Below are 21,590 nucleotides of genomic sequence, written 5' to 3' on the forward strand. Positions count from 1 at the left end.
ACAGACATCACATCCGTTCGTGAATCTTCGTTAATAACTCCGCCGTCCGTCGGCGCATTTCGCTGACGGGCTGGGTGAAATTATTGTGCATAATGCTGAAATAAAGGAGCTTGTTTCGCTTCGTCAGCAGGTAGCCACTCAGGTTGTAGACGCCTGTCATGGAGCCGGACTTAGCGAAAATGTAGGGCTTCCCCACAACGGGCACTAACGCAAATAGTCGTCGCTGAGGTACTTTGGCATAAATACGACCAAGCAGGTCGATCAATGCGTTGGGTGTAAACAGGTTATATCTGGATAAACCGGACCCGTCGACCCACCTGACCGAACCGCCTGTTGCAGTAGAATAGTGGAGACTATCGGCAATTCGGCGCCGTTCAGCCGTAGGGTTGAGCTGCGCCGTGTGCTGTTCGGCCGAAGCCATAAACAAGACCTGTTCAGCAAACTGGTTGTCACTCACGTGAAGCATCCGCTTGTACAGCGAGTCGGCAGACGAACCCCGTATGAGCCGGGCATCGGCGGTAACGGGTACTGTGACAACGCCCACCGGTCGATGAAGGGTATCGGCCAGCAGTTGAGCCGCCAGGGCTGCCGACCACCGGAACGGCACATCCTGTCGGGTACGTTTACCCGTTACGGAGCGAACAAACCGGTTATTAAATTCAGCCCGTCGTACACCGTTCGCACCGGTCAATGAGACCTGGATACTATCAGTAAACCGGCGCGGCCGGGCTATTCCTTCCGTAAAGCGAACCACATTGCCATAGATGGGCAGGGGAGCCAACTCCGGCGAGTAGTCGTCATTATAATCATCCCAGGCCCAGCCAGCCCCCAATCGGGGTCCCTCATAATTAACGGGTGAATAAAACAGCCGTTCGGGTCGGTTTCGCAGGAAAGCCAGTGCCGTCGTATCGGGCAAGTCAGGATGTAGCAGCAAGGGATTCCCCGTTCCCCAGAAAATCAGGGAGTCGTTTCGAACAGCGTAACGCAGTACCGGCAACGAGTCGCGCAGCGACAGCAGTCCGGCATAAAAGCTAAACAATTTTGTATTCGATGCGGGCGTAAACGGCTTATCGGCATTGTGCTGAATTAGTGCCCGCTGTTGTACAGGATCATATAGCGCAACGCCCGTGAAGTGATCGGTGTAAATAGTTTTTGTACCTAGTTCACGCGCCAGGCGACGCGCTGGCGAACAGCCGACAATAAGGAGTGCAAAGAGAAACGGGACGACTGCTTTCATACTTGCTTAAGCCAAACTGTTACGAAGAGCCGTTCTAGCGGGAACCCAATCACTTATTTTTAACCAGTTGCTCGCCCGGTAGCAGCCACACCCCCCGTGCCGATTGCCCGTAGAAACTAGTCCCGAAGGGAATTTCCTGCCGTCGTGTCCGTCCGTTTTTCAGGCGCACGGTGACAACTGTTGTCCGTACATCCACGGGACTAAACGTTTGCGGTTGCTGAACGGCAAACAGACGCAGAGGGCCCCGGTTTTCGGTTACAGCCAGCTCACAACGACCCTGCGGATTGGGAAAGCTCACCATGGCTTTGGCATTGCCGGGTACAAAGAAGCCCGACTGGCCGATTGTTAAGGGCAAAAAGCCACCTTTCCCATCGCCCTTCATAACCAGTCCGTTCAGGGCATCCATACGCCCGGCTACCAGGTCGCTGCCGTGATCATTGCCAACCAGCAGCGCGTCGAGGTTTCCGTCGCCATCTACATCCTGCGCCAGCATACCAAACACTGGAGCGGTCTGTGCCATGAGGGGCAGCGGACGAACGTCGAACTTCCCATTTCCTTTGTTTTCGATGTAGCTGCTTACCAAATAGTTAGCCGACAGTTTCAGCGCCTGACCCCGTTCTTCGTCGGTGAGTATCTGGTTCATGGTTGCTTCGCCAAATGGGGCATATTTAAGGAATCGGCGTTTGATACCGATCATCTGTTTCACCATATCATCCCAGCCGAAATACGGGTATTCTTCGTACTGGCCTTTGGCGTTCTTAAAATAGACCGACGGGAACGCATCGTAGAAACCGTTGTTATCGAAGTCGCCCGCGTACATGCGAACGGGATGTTCGGTGCTGGCCCGGAGCAATGTATTCTGTCCCAGGTTTCCCGCCAGATAATCGATGTCGCCATCATTGTCAAAATCGCCGGGAGTCAGCGAGTTCCAGAAACCCACTTTATCGGCCAAGCCACTGTTGTCGAGCGGTTGTAAATGACCTTTTACGTTTTTGAGCAGCGTTATAGGAGCCCATTCACTGGCCAGCATCAGATCAACGGAGCCGTCGTTATCGTAATCCGTCCAGAGCGCATCGCAGGTCAGCCCCACCTTGGTCAAGGCCGGGGCCACTTGCGCCGTTACATCGGTAAAGTGTGGCTTGCCTTTTTCACCCGCTTTGACAACATGGTCGTTGCGAAGCAAATAACTAGGTACGCCCAGCGGATACTTATACGGTTCAACCCGCCCCCCAACGAACAGATCGAGGTCACCATCGTTGTCGAAATCAGCGGCTTTCACGCAGGAGCCATTCACCCGGAAATCGGGCAGCGCGTCGGGGTCCAGGGTGAAGTTACCGGCACCATCGTTTACGTACAGGCGATGACGCATGGCTTCGGCCATTTGCTCGGGCGAAAATTCGGGACTGCCACTGGCGGCATACAGATCGAGGTCTCCATCGGCATCGGCATCGAAAAGCAGCAATCCGGTATCTTCGGCCAGTTTCGTTGGTAAAGACTTCAGGATGAACTGTCCGTTTTTTTGCTGCAGAAGCAGTTCCGTCGAATACTTGGAACTTCCGCCCACTACCAGGTCAGCCAGGCCATCGCCGTTTACATCTCCAACGGCCAGCGCCGGGCCATATTCGGTAAGTTTGTGCAACAGCGTTTTCTGGCCGTTGAAATCAATAATGTCGGTTTCTTCGTGTCGATAGGTAACCCCCAGCTCAGCCGTTACATCCTTCAGTAACGATTGGACAACCGGGCCGCTTTGTACGACCGATTCCTGCCGGGCATCGGCGGCTTTGAGCGTAAGAAGCTGGTCGGCGTTTACGCTCGGAACGACTTGGACCCGCCCGCCCGGCCAGGTCACTTTCAGGTTTTTGATCGTTGTTGTCGCGCCCAGGCCGAAATGGGCCACCGGCTCAACGCTGGACAGAAAACCCCGGTAAGGCGTATGTTCATAAAACTCCTTACGGCCATTGGGTAACTCATACTCGATGGTGGCACCGAGTCCCATCCGATTGGCTCCATCACCCTGAAACTGAACTCGCAGGTAATGGGCTTTGTCCGGTTTTTTATCGACCAGGGTATTGCGGTACACAAAGGCTTCGTCATCGATATTGTTGACGATGTAATCGAGATCACCGTCACCATCGAAGTCGGCGTAAGCGGCTCCGTTCGCAAAGTTTGGCTCACTCATGCCCCAGAGGTCCGTTACGTTCTCGAAGGCCGGACCACCCGATTGGGCGCTCCCCCGATTGCGGTAGGCGTAATCGCTTACCTTCACCCGCGGCATTTTTTCCGTCAGGCCTTTCCGAAGTTCATCACTCAGGTAGGTATTGACCGAACTGTAATAGTTTGTGAAGTCCCGGTCGGTAACGTCGCGCGGGAACCCGTTGGTAACCAGCAGGTCCCGATAACCATCATGGTCGAAATCAGCCAGCAAAGGCGACCAGCTCCACTCGGTTTCGGCGACACCGGCCAGCATACTGATCTCGCTGAAAATAGGCACGTTAGCCTGCGACGTATCGGAAGGCCGTACCCCGGTAGGCCGTATCCCCTGGTTGAGTTGCAGCGTGTTGCGGGCGTACTGGTGTTCATAGCCCATACGATCCCACTCCTGGTAGGCAAAATAGCTGCTTGGGCCCATCAGACTCTTTTTGCGAAGGTTGTCTTCGGGCAGCATGTCCATCACAATGATGTCAGCCAGACCGTCGCCGTTAATGTCGGCTACATCATTCCCCATAGCCGATGAACTGGTATGCTTGAAGGCTTCGTGCGCGCGGTTCGTAAATGTGCCGTCGTGATTATTGATGTACAGCACATCGTTGGTGGCAAAATCGTTGGTTACGTAAATATCTTTCCAGCCATCGCGGTTGATGTCGCAGATGTTCACGCCCAGGCCAAAGCCTTCTGCCATGGTACCGGCCTGCTTCGTTACGTCCGTAAAAAAGGCGTGCCCCCGTTTTGGATCGAAATCATTCCGATAGAGTCGATCGGTGTTGGGCGAGGTACCATCGTTGACCCGAGCGCGTAAGTTGGTCGGGCTTCGTGGGTCGGCGATCTGATCAACCAGCACAAACAGGTCTAAATCGCCATCGTTATCATAATCGAAAAAGGCCGAGTGGGTCGAGAAGGTGGTATCGGCAATGCCATAATCGGCCGCCATCTCCCGAAATTTTGGTGCGCCATCCGTATCGTTCCCCTGGTTAACATACAGCAGGTTGGTCCGCTGAGCCGCTTTTTTATGGAGTGTTGTGGATATATATACGTCCAGTTTCCCGTCCGCGTTAACGTCGACCACCGATACGCCCGAACACCAGCGGCCACCGCCCTCGACACCCGCCTTTTGGGTAACATCTTTGAAATGCAGGCTGCCGCCACCCGTTTCCGTTTCGTTGACGTATAGCCGATTGCTTACCTGGTTTCCAGCAAAAAATACGTCGGGTTTCTGATCCCCGTTGAAATCGCCCACGCCCACACCCCCGCCATTGTAGATGTACTGGTAGTTGAGAATGTTGAGTGTATCACTATCGGTAATGGTATTGGCAAATGTGATTCCCGTTTCCGACGAGTTGAGCCGTTCAAAGAGCGGCTTTTCGCGACAGGAGGAGAGTAAGAACAAAAACGCGACGGGCAATAACCAGGCGCCGTTTCGATGAGATCGTTTCATGAAAGTAAACATGCCTTTTACGGTGGCAGAATTAGCAGATTATCTTGCAATTTACCCACAAAAACTACCTGTAAAGATAGCTCCGTGCATTTTTTGTCTGTTTACCCGTGAAACAACAGATCCATCTACTCAGACCTTTCGCTCCGATCCGTGTTACAATTCAAATTTACAATGGTGCGAGAAGTAGCCGTGGCACGGGTCTGAGCGAAAGGCCTGCTACTAAATTACTGGCCGAGGTTGACCGGTTTGTTATTTCTGTTACGCAGCCGGGCCAGGGCTGGCTGGAACGTATCGCGCTCAACAAACAACATAACGCCTGCGAACAACCCGAACAGCGCCAGGTGAACGGGCACGGCTACCCATAAATTAGCAATCGGGAACTGCCAGGATGCGTAGATCAGTAGTCCCGCACTAAGCAGGTAGCCCACCGCCGATCGTACATGGTACGGAACGGGGTAATATTTTTCGCCCAGTACATAGCACATGACCATCATAATCAGGCTGGATACCGAAAAGGCAACCGCACAGCCCATGTAGCCAATTACAGGAATGAGCAGCAGGTTGAGTCCAATGGTTACTGCCGTTCCAATAACCGTAATCAGGGTGCCATACGCCGTTTTGTCGCTTAATTTGAACCAGAATGAAATGTTGTAATAAACGCCCAGCAGTAAGTTTCCCAGCAACAACAGCGGTACGACATCTAGCCCCACCCGATACGCTTTCGACCGGAGAAATACCTGGCCCAGCACGTCGAGGTTCAGGCTAACAGCTACCCATATGAGCACACAAACGATGATGAACCACTTGGTCACGTTGGCCAGCAGGGTTGGCGCATTTTTATCCTCGGCCTGGGAGAAAAAGAACGGGTCGGCGGCAAACTTAAACGACTGAATAGCCAGCGCCATAAACACCGACAGCTTCAGGCAATTGCCATAAATACCCAGTACGGCTTCGGACGATAGGCCTGGGTAAAAGCCCGGCGGCAGCAAATGGCGCAAAAATAACCGATCAGTCAGCAGGTTCAGCACGCTGGCCAGGTTGGTCAGCATAATGGGGAAAGCATAGGCGATCAGCGCCCGACTTTGTGGCCCATCGAGTTCAAACCGGAAGCCGGCAAAAGCACTCCGAATGATGATGAAGTACAGGGCATTTCCCAGTAAATTGGCCAGAAACGTGTACCCTGGCCCAATTTTCGGGTCGTAGATAAAATCAGCGACCGGCTGCAAAGCCGTTAAGTATTTGCCTTCGTAAACGTCCTTCGCAATAATCAGAAAGAATACATTCAACGCTACCACGATGATAATATTCGTCATTCTGGCCGTCACAAATTCGCGAACCCGGTTCTCAACCCGCAGCCGGGCAAACGGAATGGCCACGATGGCGTCGATGGCGACTAACAGGGCCGACCACTGCACAAACCGCTCCTGACCGGGGTAATTAAGCCAGTTCGTTATAGGTGTAGCTAGACTGTATAGGGCAATGGAGGACGTTACGCTGATCAGAACCACAATGCTCAGCGACTGGTTGAAAATACGGTTTTTCTCGGCAACGGGCTGATCTTTGGAACGCGCCATAAATCGAAAAAAAGCCGTTTCCAGCCCTAATGTATACACAACGAGCAGCACGCCGATCCAGCCATAGAGCTCCACATTCGAAGCCATAGCCGACGGTTTCTGAAAAGCGTACGTCTGAATGGGAACCAGCGCGTAGTTGAGTAAGCGGGCCAGAATCGTACTGATGCCATACAGGGCGGTGTCGCTCGCTAATTTTTTAAACGTACTCATGTAGAAAAGAAATACTTACCCGCCTGGTTTGGCTTTTGTGCGCCGGGCTGACAAAGTTAAGACCTTTGGTTATCTTTGCACGTCCAATCGACGCAGTTGCGTTACTGTTTTGCATAATTGGACAACCCAATAGTCAACAGCCGCAACGCTGTTCCAATCGACCTCATGTCCCTCAAAATCTCCTCCGCGCTGATTTCCGTTTTTTACAAAGACGGTCTCGAACCCTTAGTCCGGCTGTTGAACGAACAGAACGTCAAATTATACTCGACGGGTGGCACCCAAACCTTTATCGAGCAACTCGGCATTCCCGTAACGGCTGTTGAAGACCTTACCGGCTATCCCTCTATTTTTGGCGGGCGGGTAAAAACCCTGCACCCAGCCGTTATGGGCGGTATTTTGTACCGTCGGGATGTACCCGAAGATCTGGCTCAGGCCGGGCGGCACCAGATTCCACCGATCGACCTGGTTATCGTTGATTTATACCCGTTTGAAGAAACGGTTGCATCGGGTGCGTCGGACGATGACATTATCGAAAAGATTGACATTGGCGGTATTTCGCTGATCCGGGCGGCTGCCAAAAATTATAACGATGTTCTGATCGTTTCCTCGCGGAGCCAGTACACCGATGTTGTAACGCTGTTGAGCCAGAAAAATGGTTCGACCGACCTGGACGACCGTCGGCAATATGCCGGTAAGGCCTTTTCCGTGACGTCGCAATACGACACCGCCATTCAGGCTTATTTTGCCGGGAGTGCCCAACCATCGGAAGTAACCGGACCAATCTACGACTTCAAAGCCCTACCCGCCAACCACCTTCGGTACGGGGAGAACCCGCACCAGCAGGCTACGTTCTATGGAGACCTGGAAGCCATGTTCGACAAACTGCACGGCAAAGAATTGTCGTACAATAACCTGGTCGACGTTGATGCTTGTGTAAGCCTGATCGATGAGTTTGCGGACGCCGACGTTAGTGCTTTTGCCATCATTAAACACACCAATGCCTGCGGTATTGCCACGGCTCCCTCGGCCAAAGAAGCGTATCTGAACGCACTCGCCTGCGATCCGGTATCGGCCTTCGGTGGCGTAGTCATCACCAACAAATCCATCGATCTGGAAACGGCGGAGGAGTTGAATAAACTCTTCATGGAGATTCTGATTGCGCCCGATTATGCGCCGGACGCATTGACTCTGCTGAAGTCGAAGAAGAACCGGATTCTGCTGAAGCGTAACGCCATCAGCCTGCCCACCGTTATGTTCAAAACGGTTCTGAACGGCGTGCTGGAGCAGGATAAAGATAACCAGACTGAAGTAACGGCTCAGTTTAAGGTTGTTACGGAGAAAGCGCCTACCGAGAGCGAAAACCGCGCCCTGGAATTTGCCCTGAAGGTTTGTAAACACACCAAGTCGAACACGATTGTACTGGCGAAAGAAGCTGGTCCCATGTACGGCCAGTTACTGGCCAGTGGCGTCGGGCAAACATCGCGTGTTGATGCGCTGCGCCAGGCCATTGAGAAGGCTCGCTCCTTCGGTTTCGACCTGACGGGGTCGGTAATGGCTTCGGACGCGTTTTTCCCCTTCCCCGACTGCGTTGAAATAGCGGGTCAGGCAGGCATTACGGCCGTCGTGCAACCGGGTGGTTCCATTCGTGATCAGGACTCGATTGATTATTGCAATCAACACGGTCTGGCTATGGTTACGACGGGCGTTCGTCATTTTAAACACTAATATTTTCGGGCTGGCTGGCCAGCCAGCCCGAAACCTGTTCTATGCGATTACTGTATACAATCTGGTGCGCGACTTACCTGGTAGTTTTATACCTATTTCTGTTCCCGATCCAGTTTGTATTTTTGCAGCGTGACGCCTGGAAGCCACTGGCTCACAAGGTCAACTACCTCTGGGGTACTCTTTTTTTTGCCGGCATCGGTGTTCCCGTTCGGGTTGATTACCGATTCACCCCGGAGCCGAAGGTCGTGTACGTTTTCTGCGCGAATCACTTCTCGTATCTGGATATTGCGGTCATGGGCGTCATCGTAAAAAACTATTATGCCTTTGTCGGAAAAAGCGACGTAAAAGCCATTCCATTGCTGGGCTATATGTTCGCGAAACTGCACGTACAGGTCGATCGGGATCAGCCGAACAGCCGCGCGTATTCACTGGCTAAATCCATCAGAACGCTGGCCTCTGGACGAAGCATCATGATTTTTCCGGAAGGGGGTATTCGGGCGCCAGAGCCTCCACAGATGGTTCCGTTTAAAGATGGGGCCTTTACGATGGCCATTCAACAGCAGGTGCCCGTTGTGCCGGTTACGCTTTTGAATAACTACCAGATCTTACCGGATAAGAGCCCGGTTCGATTTCACTGGCATCCACTGCGGGCGGTCGTTCACCCACCCATCGAAACGAAGGGGATGACGCAGGAAGACGTACCTCGCTTAAAAGAAGAAACGTATCGAATCATAAACACGGAACTACTGAGCAGCAAGAACGCACTGGCCTCCTGATTCTTAACCGGGCCCTTCACTCTTTCACTCACTCGTTCATTCACTCATTGCGCATGAAAGTAGATCAGGAAACACTGCATAAAATTGCCCATCTATCCCGGCTGGAGGTGAAGCCAGATGAAGAGGCAGCCTTATTGACGAGCCTAAACGGCGTACTGACCTGGATGGAGCAGTTAAATGAGGTCGATACAACCGGCGTTGAACCGCTCACGCACATGTCGGCCGAAACGAACGTGCTGCGTAATGATGCCGTAGCCAATCACCTCGCCCGTGAACAGGCTCTCGCCAACGCGCCCCAGCACGACGACCAGTTTTTCGAAGTACCCAAGGTGCTGGAATAGACTGAAAGCTAGGGTGTTGCGCTCATTTGATTAATGTGATTGTGGTGTCAGCCGGGTCGCCGGTGCGATTCTTAAAATAGACTCCACAGACAGACATGAGAAGTAGCATGAACTCCAACAGCTAGCTTACATTCTCGTTCTCACTCCGTCGGGCTAACGAACTTCAGCCCGATAATACCGACCGTAATCAGGAGAATGAACAGTAATTCGCTCCACGACCAGCTTAGCTTGAGCCAGAAAACATCGGCGGCTTTCAGGAATACCAGCGTTAGCGCCATCCAGACCGCAAAAGCCGTTGTGGTTGGTATGGTACGCATGGCGATGGCCAGCAGAATGGTATTGACAATACCGAAGAGCACATAGGCAATCCAGGGCAACAGGACTGGCCAACCCACATCGGCGCGGTAAAACGTATCCCAGCGAAGGGCTTTCAGGGCATCCCACCGCAGGTATTTGAGTGAATACATCCAGGCCATCTCGCAGGCGGCTGCTCCAATCAGGTAAATCCAGGAAAGCGCGGTCTGAGTTGTCATGGCATCAACCAGTGATTAACATACCCGCAAAGGAACGCGCCGTAACCGCGCCAGGCAAGGTATATGACCAGGAACGCGATTAAGAAATTGTTGCCATTTCTCAGGCCAGTATGGGTTTAATAAGCTTACCGGCCACATCCGTCAGCCGGAAGGGACGCCCCTGAAACTGGTAGGTTAACCGGGTGTGGTCAAATCCGAGCAGGTGAAGAATCGTTGCCTGAAGGTCGTGAATATGCACTTTGTCTTTCACGCCATAGTAGCCAATATCGTCGGTTTCGCCGAACGAAAACCCTCGCTTAACGCCACCTCCCGCCATCCAGACCGTAAATGCTTCGAGGTGATGGTCGCGCCCCATGAAGGGAAGTACCTGCCCATCGCGGTTTTCCTGCATCGGCGTCCGACCAAACTCTCCACCCCAGACCACGAGGGTATCATCCAGTAAACCCCGTTGTTTCAAATCCTTCAGCAGGGCCGCTACGGCCTGATCAGACTCCTTACACTTGTTTTTGAGGCCAATTTCAATGGCACCATCGGCACTGGTACCGTGCGTGTCCCATCCCCAATCGAACAGTTGAACGAATCGAACACCCCGCTCAACCAGCCGACGGGCGAGCAGGCAGTTGCGCGAAAAAGAACCCTTGTTCAGGTCTACCCCATAGCTGTCGAGAATGTATTGCGGTTCGCTTTTAATGTCCATGGCATCGGGCACCGACATCTGCATTCGAAAGGCCAGTTCGTACTGGGCGATACGGGTCAGAATTTCGGGATCCTTGACATCGTCGTACTGCTGCTGGTTGATCTGGCTAATGGCGTCGATCGTTTGTTTGCGCACATCCCGGCTTATACCGGCCGGGTCAGAAGCATACAACACCGGGTCGCCATCCGTACGGCACTGAACGCCCTGGTACACCGTTGGCAGAAACCCACTCCCCCAAACGGATTTGCCTGCGTCGGGTTGCTTTCCACCCGAGGCCAGCACGATATAGCCGGGCAGATTATCATTTTCCGTTCCCAAACCATACGTCACCCAGGATCCCATACTCGGCCGACCCAGCCTGGCGCTGCCCGTGTGCATGAGCAACTGCGCGGGCGCGTGGTTGAACTGATCGGTATGCATGGCTTTCAGAAACGAAATATCATCGACAACGCCCTGTAAGTGGGGTAAGTAGTCAGATACCCATGCACCTGACTGGCCGTATTGGGCAAACTTCCCCTGTGGACCGAGCATTTTCGGAACACCCCGGATAAAGGCAAACTTCTTTCCTTCGAGCAACGCCTGTGGGCAGTCTTTTCCGTTGTATTTCGCCAGTTCGGGCTTGTAATCAAACAGTTCCAACTGACTTGGTGACCCGGCCATGTGAATGTAAATGATCCGTTTGGCCTTTGGCACGTAGTGCGCCGGATGGGGTGCCGTAGCGGATCCATCCATTGACGGGGCAGAGCCAACAACGGTATTCTGCGGATCTTGTTTGCCGAAAAATCCACAGCTTCCCAGCACCGAACTCAGGGCCATAGCCCCCAGGCCCGTTGAGCAGGTATGCAGAAAATGACGCCGGGTTTCGCGCTCGGCTGCTGCCTGTTGGAGTTCGTTAAGGAGTTTTTTCATCATGTTCCATGCCTAAAGCTCAGGCCTACTCTTTCGTGATCACCTCGTCCAGATTCAGCATGGTGTTGGCCGTTACGGTCAGGGCTGCCCGTTGGGGTGTAACATTCATACAATCCAATAGCTTTCTGGCCTCGTCTGGTTTCTGGCGGTAATACTGCTCCGTATTACGGTAAAGCTGGGTCAGGACAAGCAGCTTTTTCGGCGACAGATCCCGCAGCATAAGTTGCCGATAACCGGCCTGTATCTGGTTATCGGGCGATTTTCCGTGCGCCAGCATGTAACTGGCCAGGTGTTGAGCAGCTTCTACATAGACAGGATCGTTCAGCGTTACCAGCGCCTGCAACGGCGTGTTAGTCCGAAGTCGTCGTAGCTGGCAAAACTCCCGGCTTGGACTGTCAAACGTGACCATCGACGGGTAGGGAGCCGTTCGTTTCCAGTAGGTGTACAAAGCCCGCCGATGCAGATCTTCGCCCGTGCTCTGCTGCCACGAATCCCCATCGTAGGGCGACTGCCAGATGCCATCCGGCTGAACCGGCATCACACTTGGCCCGTACAGCTTATGGCTCAGCACCCCACTCACGGCCAGTGCCTGATCATGAACGGCTTCGGCCGACAACCGGACGCGCGGTCCTCTGGCCAATAATTTGTTGAACGGATCACTGGCCAGAAGCGCCGGGGTGGCCTTTGATTGTTGCCGATAAGTGGCCGACATCACCATTCGTTTCAGTAGTTTCTTAATATGCCACTGATCACCTTCCATAAACTCGACGGCCAGATAATCCAGCAGTTCCCGATGCGTTGGCGGAATACCCTGCGTACCCATATCCTCTACGGTTTCGACAATCCCCGCGCCGAACAATTGCTCCCAGAAACGATTCACGGCCACACGAGCCGTTAACGGGTGCTTCCGGTTAACCATCCACCTGGCCAGACCCAGACGGTTCTTGGGCAGTTCAGGGTCCATGGCCGGAAATGATTTGGGCACATCGGGGCTTACCTTTTTTCCTTTCACCATCCAGTTACCCCGTTCAAAAATATGCGTCTCTCTGGCTAGATCGCCGGACCCATCAAGCATAATCGGCGTCTGGTCAACGTCGGCATTGAGCAGGTCGAGCAGCTGTTTGTCCTGCTCACCGGGAAAATCGAGCGGCTGGCCCGGCAGAACTGGAACAAACGACACCCATTTTATCTGTACCCATTCTTTCGGTTTCTCCGGGCTGTTCAACGATAAATACAGGCTGTGTCGTCCCTGAATGGACGGCAACGGAATTATCTGGATAGTATCTTTTCCGGGCGCTGGGGTTGGAATCTGCGCTAAAATGACGCCATCAGGTTTATCCTGGCGCAGCGTGACCGTTGCCTTTGTCGCCTGGGTACCCCACCGGATCAACAAACGCGACCGACCCGTCAGGGTTACGTCTTTGATACGGCAGGACCCTTTGTCCTGAAACCCGAAATATTTAGCATCGAGCAGAGATGCATTGACGTGTTGGTCAAAATCGTGTGAGTTTATTTTGGGTTCAACCGTACGAAGCAAGTGCGTAACCTGGCGAATGGTATTCTGCGCCAGTTTCGGATTGGCGGCTGCGTGGGCAATGTACTGCTGCAGGGCAAGCATCTTAAGCGAATCGGCGGGTTTGTAGAAGCGAAGGGTCGGGGTATCGCTCGTTACATCCTCATCGCGTGTGTTGTTGAAAAAAGCGAGATATTTATAATATTCATCGTGGGTGAAAGGGTCGTACGGGTGGCTATGGCACTGGATACAGGAAAAAGTAGTGCCCTGAAACACATCCCAGGTAGTATTGACCCGGTCGATCACAGCCGCCGTTCTAAACTCTTCGTCCTGGGTGCCGCCTTCATCATTCGTCATAGTGTTCCGATGAAAGCCCGTCGCAACAAGTTGATCATCAGTGGGACCGGGCAACAAGTCACCCGCCAGCTGCTCTACTGCGAATTGATCGAATGGTTTATCCGCATTGAAGGCCCTGATCAGCCAGTCGCGGTAGCGCCAGATTTTCCGACCAGGGTCGCGCTCATACCCTTTAGTATCGGCATACCGGGCCAGATCGAGCCACATACCCGTCCATCGTTCGCCGTATGCGGGTGATTGAAGTAGTCGATCAACCACTTTTTCATAGGCTCCCGGCGATTGATCCGCGACAAAAGCCGCAACGTCTTTCTCGGCTGGTGGCAGACCCGTTAAATCGAGCGATACCCGCCGGATCAGCGTAGCCCGGTCGGCCTCGGGCGAAGGTTTGAGTTCTTCCTGCCTGAGTTTGTCCAGAATGAAATGGTCAATCTCATTTCGGGCCCAGGTAGTTTCGTCGTTGTCGACCAGCCCCAACCGGCTCCAGAACGTACCTATTTTGGGCACATCGGGGCGCTGAACGGTTTGGTACGCCCAATGATCACCCCACTCGGCCCCCTGGTCAATCCATTGGCGAAGGAGATCTATCTCGTCGGGTTTCAGGGGCGGATGATCGAGCGGCATTCGCTCATCAGGATCGGTCAGCGTTAACCGCCGGATCAGTTCGCTGTTATCCGCATCTCCGGGAATGATCGCCAGCTTGCCCGATTTAGCGGGGGCGAGCGCTTCGTGTTTGAAAAGCAGGGAAAATCCAGCGGCTTTCTTGACACCACCGTGGCAGGCGATGCAGTTTTTGTTCAGCAGGGGTTTGATCTGGGTATTATAATCCACCCGTTTCTCGAAGAAGCCGAGAAACGACGAGAGCACGAGGGCCATTCCCAAGCTCATTGACCCCAAAAGAATCCATCTGATTTTCATAAAGCACAGACACACAGCGATTCACTGCTACCAAAAGCATATATGCTGGTTTTTGTACTGAGTCTGTTCAAACTTTCTGAAAGAGCGTTTACCGAATCACATTTACCTCATTCAGATGGATTTATTACGAATGATCCGTTTACCTGACCCGAATGTCTACCTGGGCGGTATCGTCTTCCCCATTTGTTACGCCATTATTGGGCGTAGAATCAGGGTCGGCTACATTGGAGGACACAACCTGAGCCGTAGCAATACCCTGACCGCTGGCGGTGGTCCTGGCCCGGAAGCGTAGAGAAATACTGCTTCCGGCGGCTAAACTGCTCACTCCGCTTACCAACGATCCGCCGGAGGCACTAAAATCATCGCCCGGCACGAAAACCTGACCAGCGGGCAGATAAGCGGCCACGCTCAAACCCGTTGCCGACAAACCACCCAGATTGGTCATCGTTAAGGTATAGGTAAGCACATCGCCGATACCAGGGGCTCGGTTGCTCACGGACAGACCCAGGCTCACGTCGGCCTTGGCTGGATCGGGAGTGGGCTGGCTACTACTGACGCTTGGCAGCGGTACCTGGTTCGGGTTGGGCGAGGTAAACACGTCGGCACTGTTCTGGCGCGTCCGAAAATCCAGTTGAACGGCATCATCCTGGCCGTCGCCAGTGCCGGAGTTTGGCTGGCTGTCGGGATCAGACGTGGCAGCCTGAGAAACTTCGGCTGCGTTACGGTAGGTGCCCGACTGGGTTGGGGTTGCGATAAACGTGAGTTTTTGAGTTGAACCCGCAGTGATGTCGAGGGCGGCACTGGTCAGTACCGTTCCCGAGATCGCTAAATCGGAGGAGGACACAAAGGCCAGATTATCGGGTAAGCGATCCCGAACAACGATGCCCTTTGCCGGTCCCGGTCCGGCATTCTGAACATATAGGCTGATCGTGACGGGCGTATTGACATCAGGCGTTCGCTGGCTGCTGCTCATGGATAAACTCACGTCGGCCTGATTGGAAATCTGAAACAGATTGGACGGTACAGCCGGTCCGGCTGGTGAGGTAGACACGACCCGAATCTGGAAACGACCGCTTTTGAGATCGCTGGGAAGTGTCACCTGGATGGGACTGCTCGACCCGCTGCCCAAAACGCCCTTATACTGGCCCAGTGAATCCAGCAGTTGTACCTGCCATTGATTTCCAGCGTTAAACGTACCCAACGTACTGAATGTTACGGACAGCGTGGCACCCGGTGATACATACGCGGCCAGGTTACCTGTTACGGCAAACTGAGTTGGTGTGATGGGTTGAGCATTCTGAAAAAACGCATTGTTGAGGCTATTATTCCAGTTACGGGCAAACCTGGACAGGCCCATGTTCGTTGGAATAGGCTGATTATTCAGGTAATACTGAGGGTGGGGCGATGGCCGCGAGATATTGCGAAAGTGAACATCGACGTTCCCGGCGTTTCGGTTCTGAATGGTGTCATTGTACGGCCCCTGAAACACATTGAACCCAGACGTAGCAATCACGTTCTCCTGCTGGGCAACTACGGCGGGGGTTGCCTTTGTGCCGTTAAATGACGCCCGAGCGACCATCCAGGGCACATTCTGCCCCCCGAAATCCTGGCGCGTCTTTTGGATAACATCCCGAAGCCGGTCGGCGTATGTTGGAATATCGCTGCTGGCCACATCAGCTTCTGCTTCGCCCTGATGCCACAGAATAGCCCGCACACCGGACACCGAACCATAATACCGCAGCACGTTCTTCAGGTTTGTGTAGGGCTGCAGATTTTCCCAGTTTCCCCCCGTGCAGTAGTAGGCATTACAGGTTGGCGTGCCGTTTGCTGTTTTCTGCCAGTTATCGATGGTTGACCCATCCCAGCCCGCTACGAAAAAAGCCACCGGCACGTTGTACCGGTTTACGATATAGTCGCCCAGTTCACCCCACCCCCATGAGCTTTCAGCCATCGGGAATATGCGTCGGGCTGCGGTTAACGCCTTGAATCGGGCAACTGGCGACGGATCACCGGAAGATAGCAGCGCTGGTGCCGCCGGTGGTTGTGGATAATAGTGGTTGATGGAATCTATGGCGTTGACACGGTCTGTATTGGTACCAAGATCGTTGTCGCCGATGCCAAGCCCGCGCGAGTTCGATTGGCCCGCGGTAACGAATACCTCGCCGATACCAACGGGTTGAACGCTCACCTGCTCCTGTACGGCGCTGCCCACCATGGTGCGTACAGTAAGGACATACCAGCCACCGGCACCCGTAACGTATCCCAGAAAAAGATTATTAACGGGATTTGTCTGGACTGTTTGCCAGCCGGTAGCCACCCCCTGACCAGCCACAGCGGGCGTTAACTGAGCTTCTACCCGATCGACCGAGCCCGTGAAGCGCCCTGACAGATAAAGCCGTCCATTTCCATCGAGCCCGCGCTGTACCACCAGGCGTGCCATCGGATGAGAAATCTGAAGTTGTGCAAAAGCAGAAACCGGCCCGAAAAGAACTAGAAAAAACCACGTAACAACCCTGAACATGAACGGCGAAGAGATTAACTCCGCGAAAATACAGGAAAGTTGGTTACCCTTGTCTGGCAAGCGGCAAGAGAGGCTTTTTTATATACTAAAAGCGATTCTTTTTCAACAAAACAGCTACGTTTCGTACCTCTTCGTGCTGGCAGATCTAAGGATCTGCCGCGCGAGATTTCTCAAAACCTAAAAAAGGTGGATGTTGCCACCCACCTTTTTCGTACGCATGAACCAGTTTATCAGACTTTACCTTTCAAATACTGCGCGGTAAAATTACCATCCGTCAGATTTACCATCTCCTCGGGTGTGCCGGTGAAGGTGATATACCCCCCCGTTTCGCCCCCTTCGGGACCCAGGTCGATGATGTGGTCGGCGTTTTTAATGACTTCCATGTTGTGCTCGATAATAATGACCGAATCCCCCTGATCGACCAATGCGTTGATGGCCGAGAGCAGCTTGCGGATGTCGTGAAAATGCAGGCCGGTAGTCGGTTCATCAAAAATGAACAACGTGCTTCCCTTGTTTGGGTTGCCCTTTCCCAGAAACGACGCCAGCTTCACGCGTTGAGCTTCTCCCCCCGACAGCGTATTCGCCGATTGCCCCAGACCGATATAGCCCAGTCCTACATCCTGCAGGGGCTGTAGTTTATCGGCCATTTTGTTGTCTACTTTCCGAAAGAAACCAATAGCTTCATCGACCGTCATGTCCAGAATATCGGATACGTTCTTGTCGTGCAGCGTTACCTCCAGCACTTCCTGTTTGAAGCGTTTACCACCACAACCCTCGCATTTTAGGTAGATGTCGGCCATAAACTGCATCTCGATCTTCACTTCACCTTCACCCTGGCATACCTCACAACGGCCGCCATCCACGTTGAACGAAAAATGACTCGGCTTGTACCCCCGTGATTTGGACACGGCCTGGTCGGCCATTACCTGCCGGAGATAATCGTACGCTTTGATGTAGGTGACCGGGTTGGAACGACTCGATTTACCGATTGGATTCTGGTCGATCATCTCAACCGACGAGATCCGGTCCAGGGAGCCACTCAACCCATCGAATTTACCGGCTTCTTCCGTGCCTTCGCCCCGTTGTCGCATGAGCGCCGGATACAGTACTTTTCGGATCAGGGTACTTTTGCCCGAGCCCGATACGCCTGTTACCACCGTGAGCGTGTTAAGCGGAAACCGCGCATCCACGCCTTTCAGGTTGTTTTCACGGGCTCCTTTCAACTCAATGAAATTAGTTGCTTTTCGCCGGAATGAAGGCACCGGAACGGTTTCGCGGCCCGTCAGGAAGTCGATGGTGTGGGATGTACGCGATACGGTTGGCAATTGACCGGAGCCATTTTCCATTTCGACCTGTTCTCCGGCCCCATCGTGGTTTTGTACGCCTGACATGACATCATCCCACGTACCCTGAAACACCAGATGCCCACCCAGCGAACCCGCATCGGGGCCAATGTCAATAAGTTGGTCGGCGGCCCGCATCACTTCTTCCTCGTGTTCAACCACAATGACGGTGTTACCCATATCGCGCAACGATTCGAGAACACTCACCAGACGCTGGGTGTCGCGCGGATGCAGGCCAATGCTTGGCTCATCCAGAATGTACATCGACCCCACCAGAGCTGACCCCAGCGACGTCGCCAGTTTGATGCGCTGATACTCTCCACCCGATAAGGTATTAGTCAGGCGATTGAGCGTCAGATAGCCTAGCCCCACCCGCTCCATATAGTCCAGACGGTTACGGATTTCGATCAGAATTCGGTTAGCGACCTTCTGCTGGTGTTCGGGAAGGTCTATTTCGCGGAAGAACGTTGTCACGTGGGTAAGGGGCAGCAAGACGAGGTCGGTGATGGATTTGCCCGCAATCTTCACATAACCGGCATCCTTGCGCAGCCGGGAGCCCCGGCATTCGGGACAGGTCGTTTTACCCCGATACCGGGACAGCATGACGCGGTACTGAACCTTGAAGGTCTGACTTTCCACGAAGTTGAAGAAAGCCTGTATACCCTCAAAGTATTTATTACCCGTCCAGAGCAACTCCTGCTCGGCGGAGGTCAGGTCTTTGTAGGGCCGATGAATCGGAAAGTCGAACCGGATACCGTTTTTGAGTAGTGGCTTCAGAAACTCCTCGCTCATCTTCTCACTGCGCCAGGGCGCAATGGCCCCCTCGAATACCGACAGGTTTTTGTCGGGAATAACCAGATCAGGATCTATACCCAGCACTTTGCCAAATCCATCGCAGCGACGGCAGGCTCCGTAAGGGTTATTGAACGTGAACAGATTGACGCTCGGCTCCTCGAACACGATACCATCCAGCTCAAACTTGTCGGAAAAGATTCGGGACTCTTTACCGACTACATCGACCCGGCAGGTACCGTCGCCCTCGCTAAAGGCCGTTTGCACCGAGTCAGAAAAACGGTACTGGTTATCTTCGTCGGGGTTGCCGTTGTCGTCGTACAGCACCGTGCCCCGGTCTACCAGAATTTCCAGCGATGTGTAAGGTTCAGGTACATTTGCTTCCTCGCCGATCAATACGTCTTCGATCTGCAGAACCTGCTGACCCGCCGGACCGCCATCGGTCACGATACGGGTATAGCCTTTCTGAAGCAGAATATTCAGTTCGTACGCCAGGGTTCTGTCGTCGCGAACGCGCAGGGGTGCCATCACCATCACACGCTGCCCGGCATCAAACTCGTACATAAAATTAACGACATCCGTTACCGTGTCCTTCCGGACTTCGCGGCCCGAAATCGGGGAATACGTGATACCGGCCCGGCCAAAGAGCAGCTTCAGGTAGTCGTAAATTTCGGTGGAGGTGCCAACCGTTGAGCGGGGGTTGCGGGTTGATACTTTTTGCTCAATAGCAATAGCGGGCGACACACCTTTAATGTACTCAACCTCAGGCTTTTCCATACGCCCTAAAAACTGGCGGGCGTAGCTGCTCAGGCTTTCGACATACATGCGCTGGCCCTCCGCAAACAAGGTATCAAAGGCCAGCGACGACTTGCCCGAACCCGACAGGCCGGTCAGCACCACTAACTTGTTACGGGGTATGGCAACGTCAATTCCTTTTAGATTGTGTACTTTCGCCCCTTTAATGATAATAAACTGTTTGGGGTCGAGGTGATCAACGGAACGCTGTGGTCCGGCGGTCCGGCGTTCGGTCTCCGTGGTCTGAGTCATTCTAAGTTAATGAGGGTAAACTCTATCTAGATTTTAACGGTTTATTTCCGGATATGGTTTCTCTTGACCCTTATTGGTTTTTGAAACCGACGAGGTTTTGCAACGGGACCGGGCAAATACCCGTACTAGCTACTACACGAGATGAATTTTGCGGAGGAAGACCTTATTCGACTGAGTATTTCGCTGGTCATCGGTGGACTGATCGGGGTCGAACGCGAGTATCATGGCAAGTCGGCCGGTCTGCGAACCATGATTATGATCTGTGTCGGGTCGGCTCTGTTTACCATGATATCGGGCCGAATTGGTGGTTCCGGCGACCGGATTGCGGCTAACATTGTAAACGGCATCGGTTTCTTGGGGGCGGGTATCATCTTTCGCGAGAACAATCGGGTAAAGGGCCTGACAACCGCGGCTACCGTATGGGCCGTATCGGCGCTGGGCATGTGCGTTGGGGCCGGTCATTACGATATTGCCCTGGTTGGGTTCGTCTTTATTCTGGGATCGTTACTTTTGCTGGTCAATCTGGCAGGCCGAATCCATAAACTGAACCAAACCCGTGACTATAAGATTGTAACAGCATTTCATAACAAGACGTTGAAACAGTACGAAGAGCTTTTCAACGAATTTGACCTGAAATCAACCCGCAATCAGCAGCAACGGATCGGCACCGAAATTATCGGTTACTGGCGGGTCAGCGGAGCCGAAGAAAACCACGAAAAATGCATTATGCGCCTGCTGAGGGACCCCGAGGTAAAAGAATTCACCTTTTGATTTCGTTACTGTATTAGCGTTATTTCTCTGAATAGAACACCATGAATTATCTCCAGAAATTACTGTTTATCACCCTTTTATTAAGTAGTAGCATCGCTTTCGGGCAACTCACCGAAGACCCTGACGACCGGAAAGATCAGGGAAAGGACCCCCTTCGTACGCAAACGCCGGAAGGCCGACCGTTGCCTTTCGGCCAGCGGCTCCGGTTTGGTGGCGGCATCAACGGCTTCCGGTTTGGTAATCCCTTTAGCCTGGGTGTTTCGCCAGTTATTGCTTACCAGGCTACCGAACGTATGCTCATCGGTATTGGCGGTACCTACACGTATACCCGCTACAAGGGCTATACCAATACGGGATCCACGGTGCCCGTTCAAACGTACAATCAATACGGTGGCCGGGGCTTTGTGATGTACGAATTCATTCCGTCTATTTTGCCGAATCTGTACCTGCACGGCGAGATTGAAAACAGTACGATTGCTGTCAAGTACGACCAGACAGGGCAGACATCGAGCGCCAGCCTGACGTCTCCGCTGTTAGGCGTAACTTATTCACAGCCCATTTCCCGGCGTTTTGGGGTCAATCTAACGGCTTTATACAACCTGAACTACAATGATAATTCGGGACTGGCCCGCGTCATTTACGGTAGTCCATTTGTCCTTCGGTTATCGTTCTTTTAA

At 53.2% G+C, this 21,590-nt stretch carries 13 protein-coding genes; 5 read left to right on the forward strand and 8 right to left on the reverse strand.

Annotated elements, in window-relative coordinates:
- Nucleotides 1-7 precede the first annotated feature (7 nt).
- The 3 genes from ACYU87_RS16940 to ACYU87_RS16950 form a co-directional block, all read right to left on the reverse strand.
- Nucleotides 8-1,237 carry a D-alanyl-D-alanine carboxypeptidase gene (locus tag ACYU87_RS16940; protein ID WP_461135263.1) on the reverse strand — a complete coding sequence of 410 codons (1,230 nt, stop codon included), beginning with the start codon at nucleotides 1,235-1,237 and terminating at the stop codon, nucleotides 8-10.
- A gap of 49 nt (nucleotides 1,238-1,286) precedes the next feature.
- On the reverse strand, nucleotides 1,287-4,889 hold the full coding sequence (locus ACYU87_RS16945; protein ID WP_461135264.1) for a CRTAC1 family protein: 3,603 nt from the start codon (nucleotides 4,887-4,889) through the stop codon (nucleotides 1,287-1,289).
- Between the two features lie 224 nt (nucleotides 4,890-5,113).
- Nucleotides 5,114-6,673 carry a polysaccharide biosynthesis protein gene (locus ACYU87_RS16950; protein ID WP_461135265.1) on the reverse strand — a complete coding sequence of 520 codons (1,560 nt, stop codon included), beginning with the start codon at nucleotides 6,671-6,673 and terminating at the stop codon, nucleotides 5,114-5,116.
- 165 nt (nucleotides 6,674-6,838) lie between these two features.
- On the opposite strand from ACYU87_RS16950, the gene purH reads away from it, so the two are divergent.
- From purH to gatC, 3 genes are read left to right on the forward strand one after another with little or no spacing between them, the layout of a single operon-like run.
- Complete coding sequence (gene purH, locus ACYU87_RS16955; RefSeq protein ID WP_461135266.1) at nucleotides 6,839-8,398, forward strand: bifunctional phosphoribosylaminoimidazolecarboxamide formyltransferase/IMP cyclohydrolase; 1,560 nt, start codon at nucleotides 6,839-6,841, stop codon at nucleotides 8,396-8,398.
- Between the two features lie 41 nt (nucleotides 8,399-8,439).
- A complete protein-coding gene (locus ACYU87_RS16960; protein ID WP_461135267.1) occupies nucleotides 8,440-9,174 on the forward strand; it encodes a lysophospholipid acyltransferase family protein in 735 nt (244 codons plus the stop codon).
- A 53-nt stretch (nucleotides 9,175-9,227) separates the two neighbouring features.
- Complete coding sequence (gene gatC / locus ACYU87_RS16965) at nucleotides 9,228-9,515, forward strand: Asp-tRNA(Asn)/Glu-tRNA(Gln) amidotransferase subunit GatC (RefSeq protein WP_461135268.1); 288 nt, start codon at nucleotides 9,228-9,230, stop codon at nucleotides 9,513-9,515.
- Between the two features lie 140 nt (nucleotides 9,516-9,655).
- Here the strand turns inward: gatC and ACYU87_RS16970 are convergent, their stop codons facing one another.
- The 5 genes from ACYU87_RS16970 to uvrA all read right to left on the reverse strand — a co-directional run bounded on the left by ACYU87_RS16970 (nucleotide 9,656) and on the right by uvrA (nucleotide 20,142).
- Complete coding sequence (locus ACYU87_RS16970; protein WP_461135269.1) at nucleotides 9,656-10,048, reverse strand: DMT family transporter; 393 nt, start codon at nucleotides 10,046-10,048, stop codon at nucleotides 9,656-9,658.
- 100 nt (nucleotides 10,049-10,148) lie between these two features.
- Nucleotides 10,149-11,654, reverse strand: coding sequence for a DUF1501 domain-containing protein (locus ACYU87_RS16975; RefSeq protein ID WP_461135364.1), 1,506 nt, complete (start codon nucleotides 11,652-11,654; stop codon nucleotides 10,149-10,151).
- Nucleotides 11,655-11,679: 25 nt separating this feature from the next.
- Entirely contained in the window at nucleotides 11,680-14,439 is a 2,760-nt protein-coding gene (locus ACYU87_RS16980; RefSeq protein ID WP_461135270.1) for a DUF1553 domain-containing protein, read from the reverse strand.
- 139 nt (nucleotides 14,440-14,578) lie between these two features.
- On the reverse strand, nucleotides 14,579-16,879 hold the full coding sequence (locus tag ACYU87_RS16985; protein ID WP_461135271.1) for a DUF11 domain-containing protein: 2,301 nt from the start codon (nucleotides 16,877-16,879) through the stop codon (nucleotides 14,579-14,581).
- 311 nt (nucleotides 16,880-17,190) lie between these two features.
- On the reverse strand, nucleotides 17,191-20,142 hold the full coding sequence (uvrA, locus tag ACYU87_RS16990; protein ID WP_461135272.1) for an excinuclease ABC subunit UvrA: 2,952 nt from the start codon (nucleotides 20,140-20,142) through the stop codon (nucleotides 17,191-17,193).
- Nucleotides 20,143-20,283: 141 nt separating this feature from the next.
- On the opposite strand from uvrA, the gene ACYU87_RS16995 reads away from it, so the two are divergent.
- Both ACYU87_RS16995 and ACYU87_RS17000 read left to right on the forward strand, forming a co-directional pair.
- Entirely contained in the window at nucleotides 20,284-20,913 is a 630-nt protein-coding gene (locus tag ACYU87_RS16995) for an MgtC/SapB family protein (RefSeq protein ID WP_461135273.1), read from the forward strand.
- A 41-nt stretch (nucleotides 20,914-20,954) separates the two neighbouring features.
- Nucleotides 20,955-21,590 carry a hypothetical protein gene (locus tag ACYU87_RS17000; RefSeq protein ID WP_461135274.1) on the forward strand — a complete coding sequence of 212 codons (636 nt, stop codon included), beginning with the start codon at nucleotides 20,955-20,957 and terminating at the stop codon, nucleotides 21,588-21,590.

It is taken from the genome of Spirosoma lituiforme (assembly GCF_054776635.1).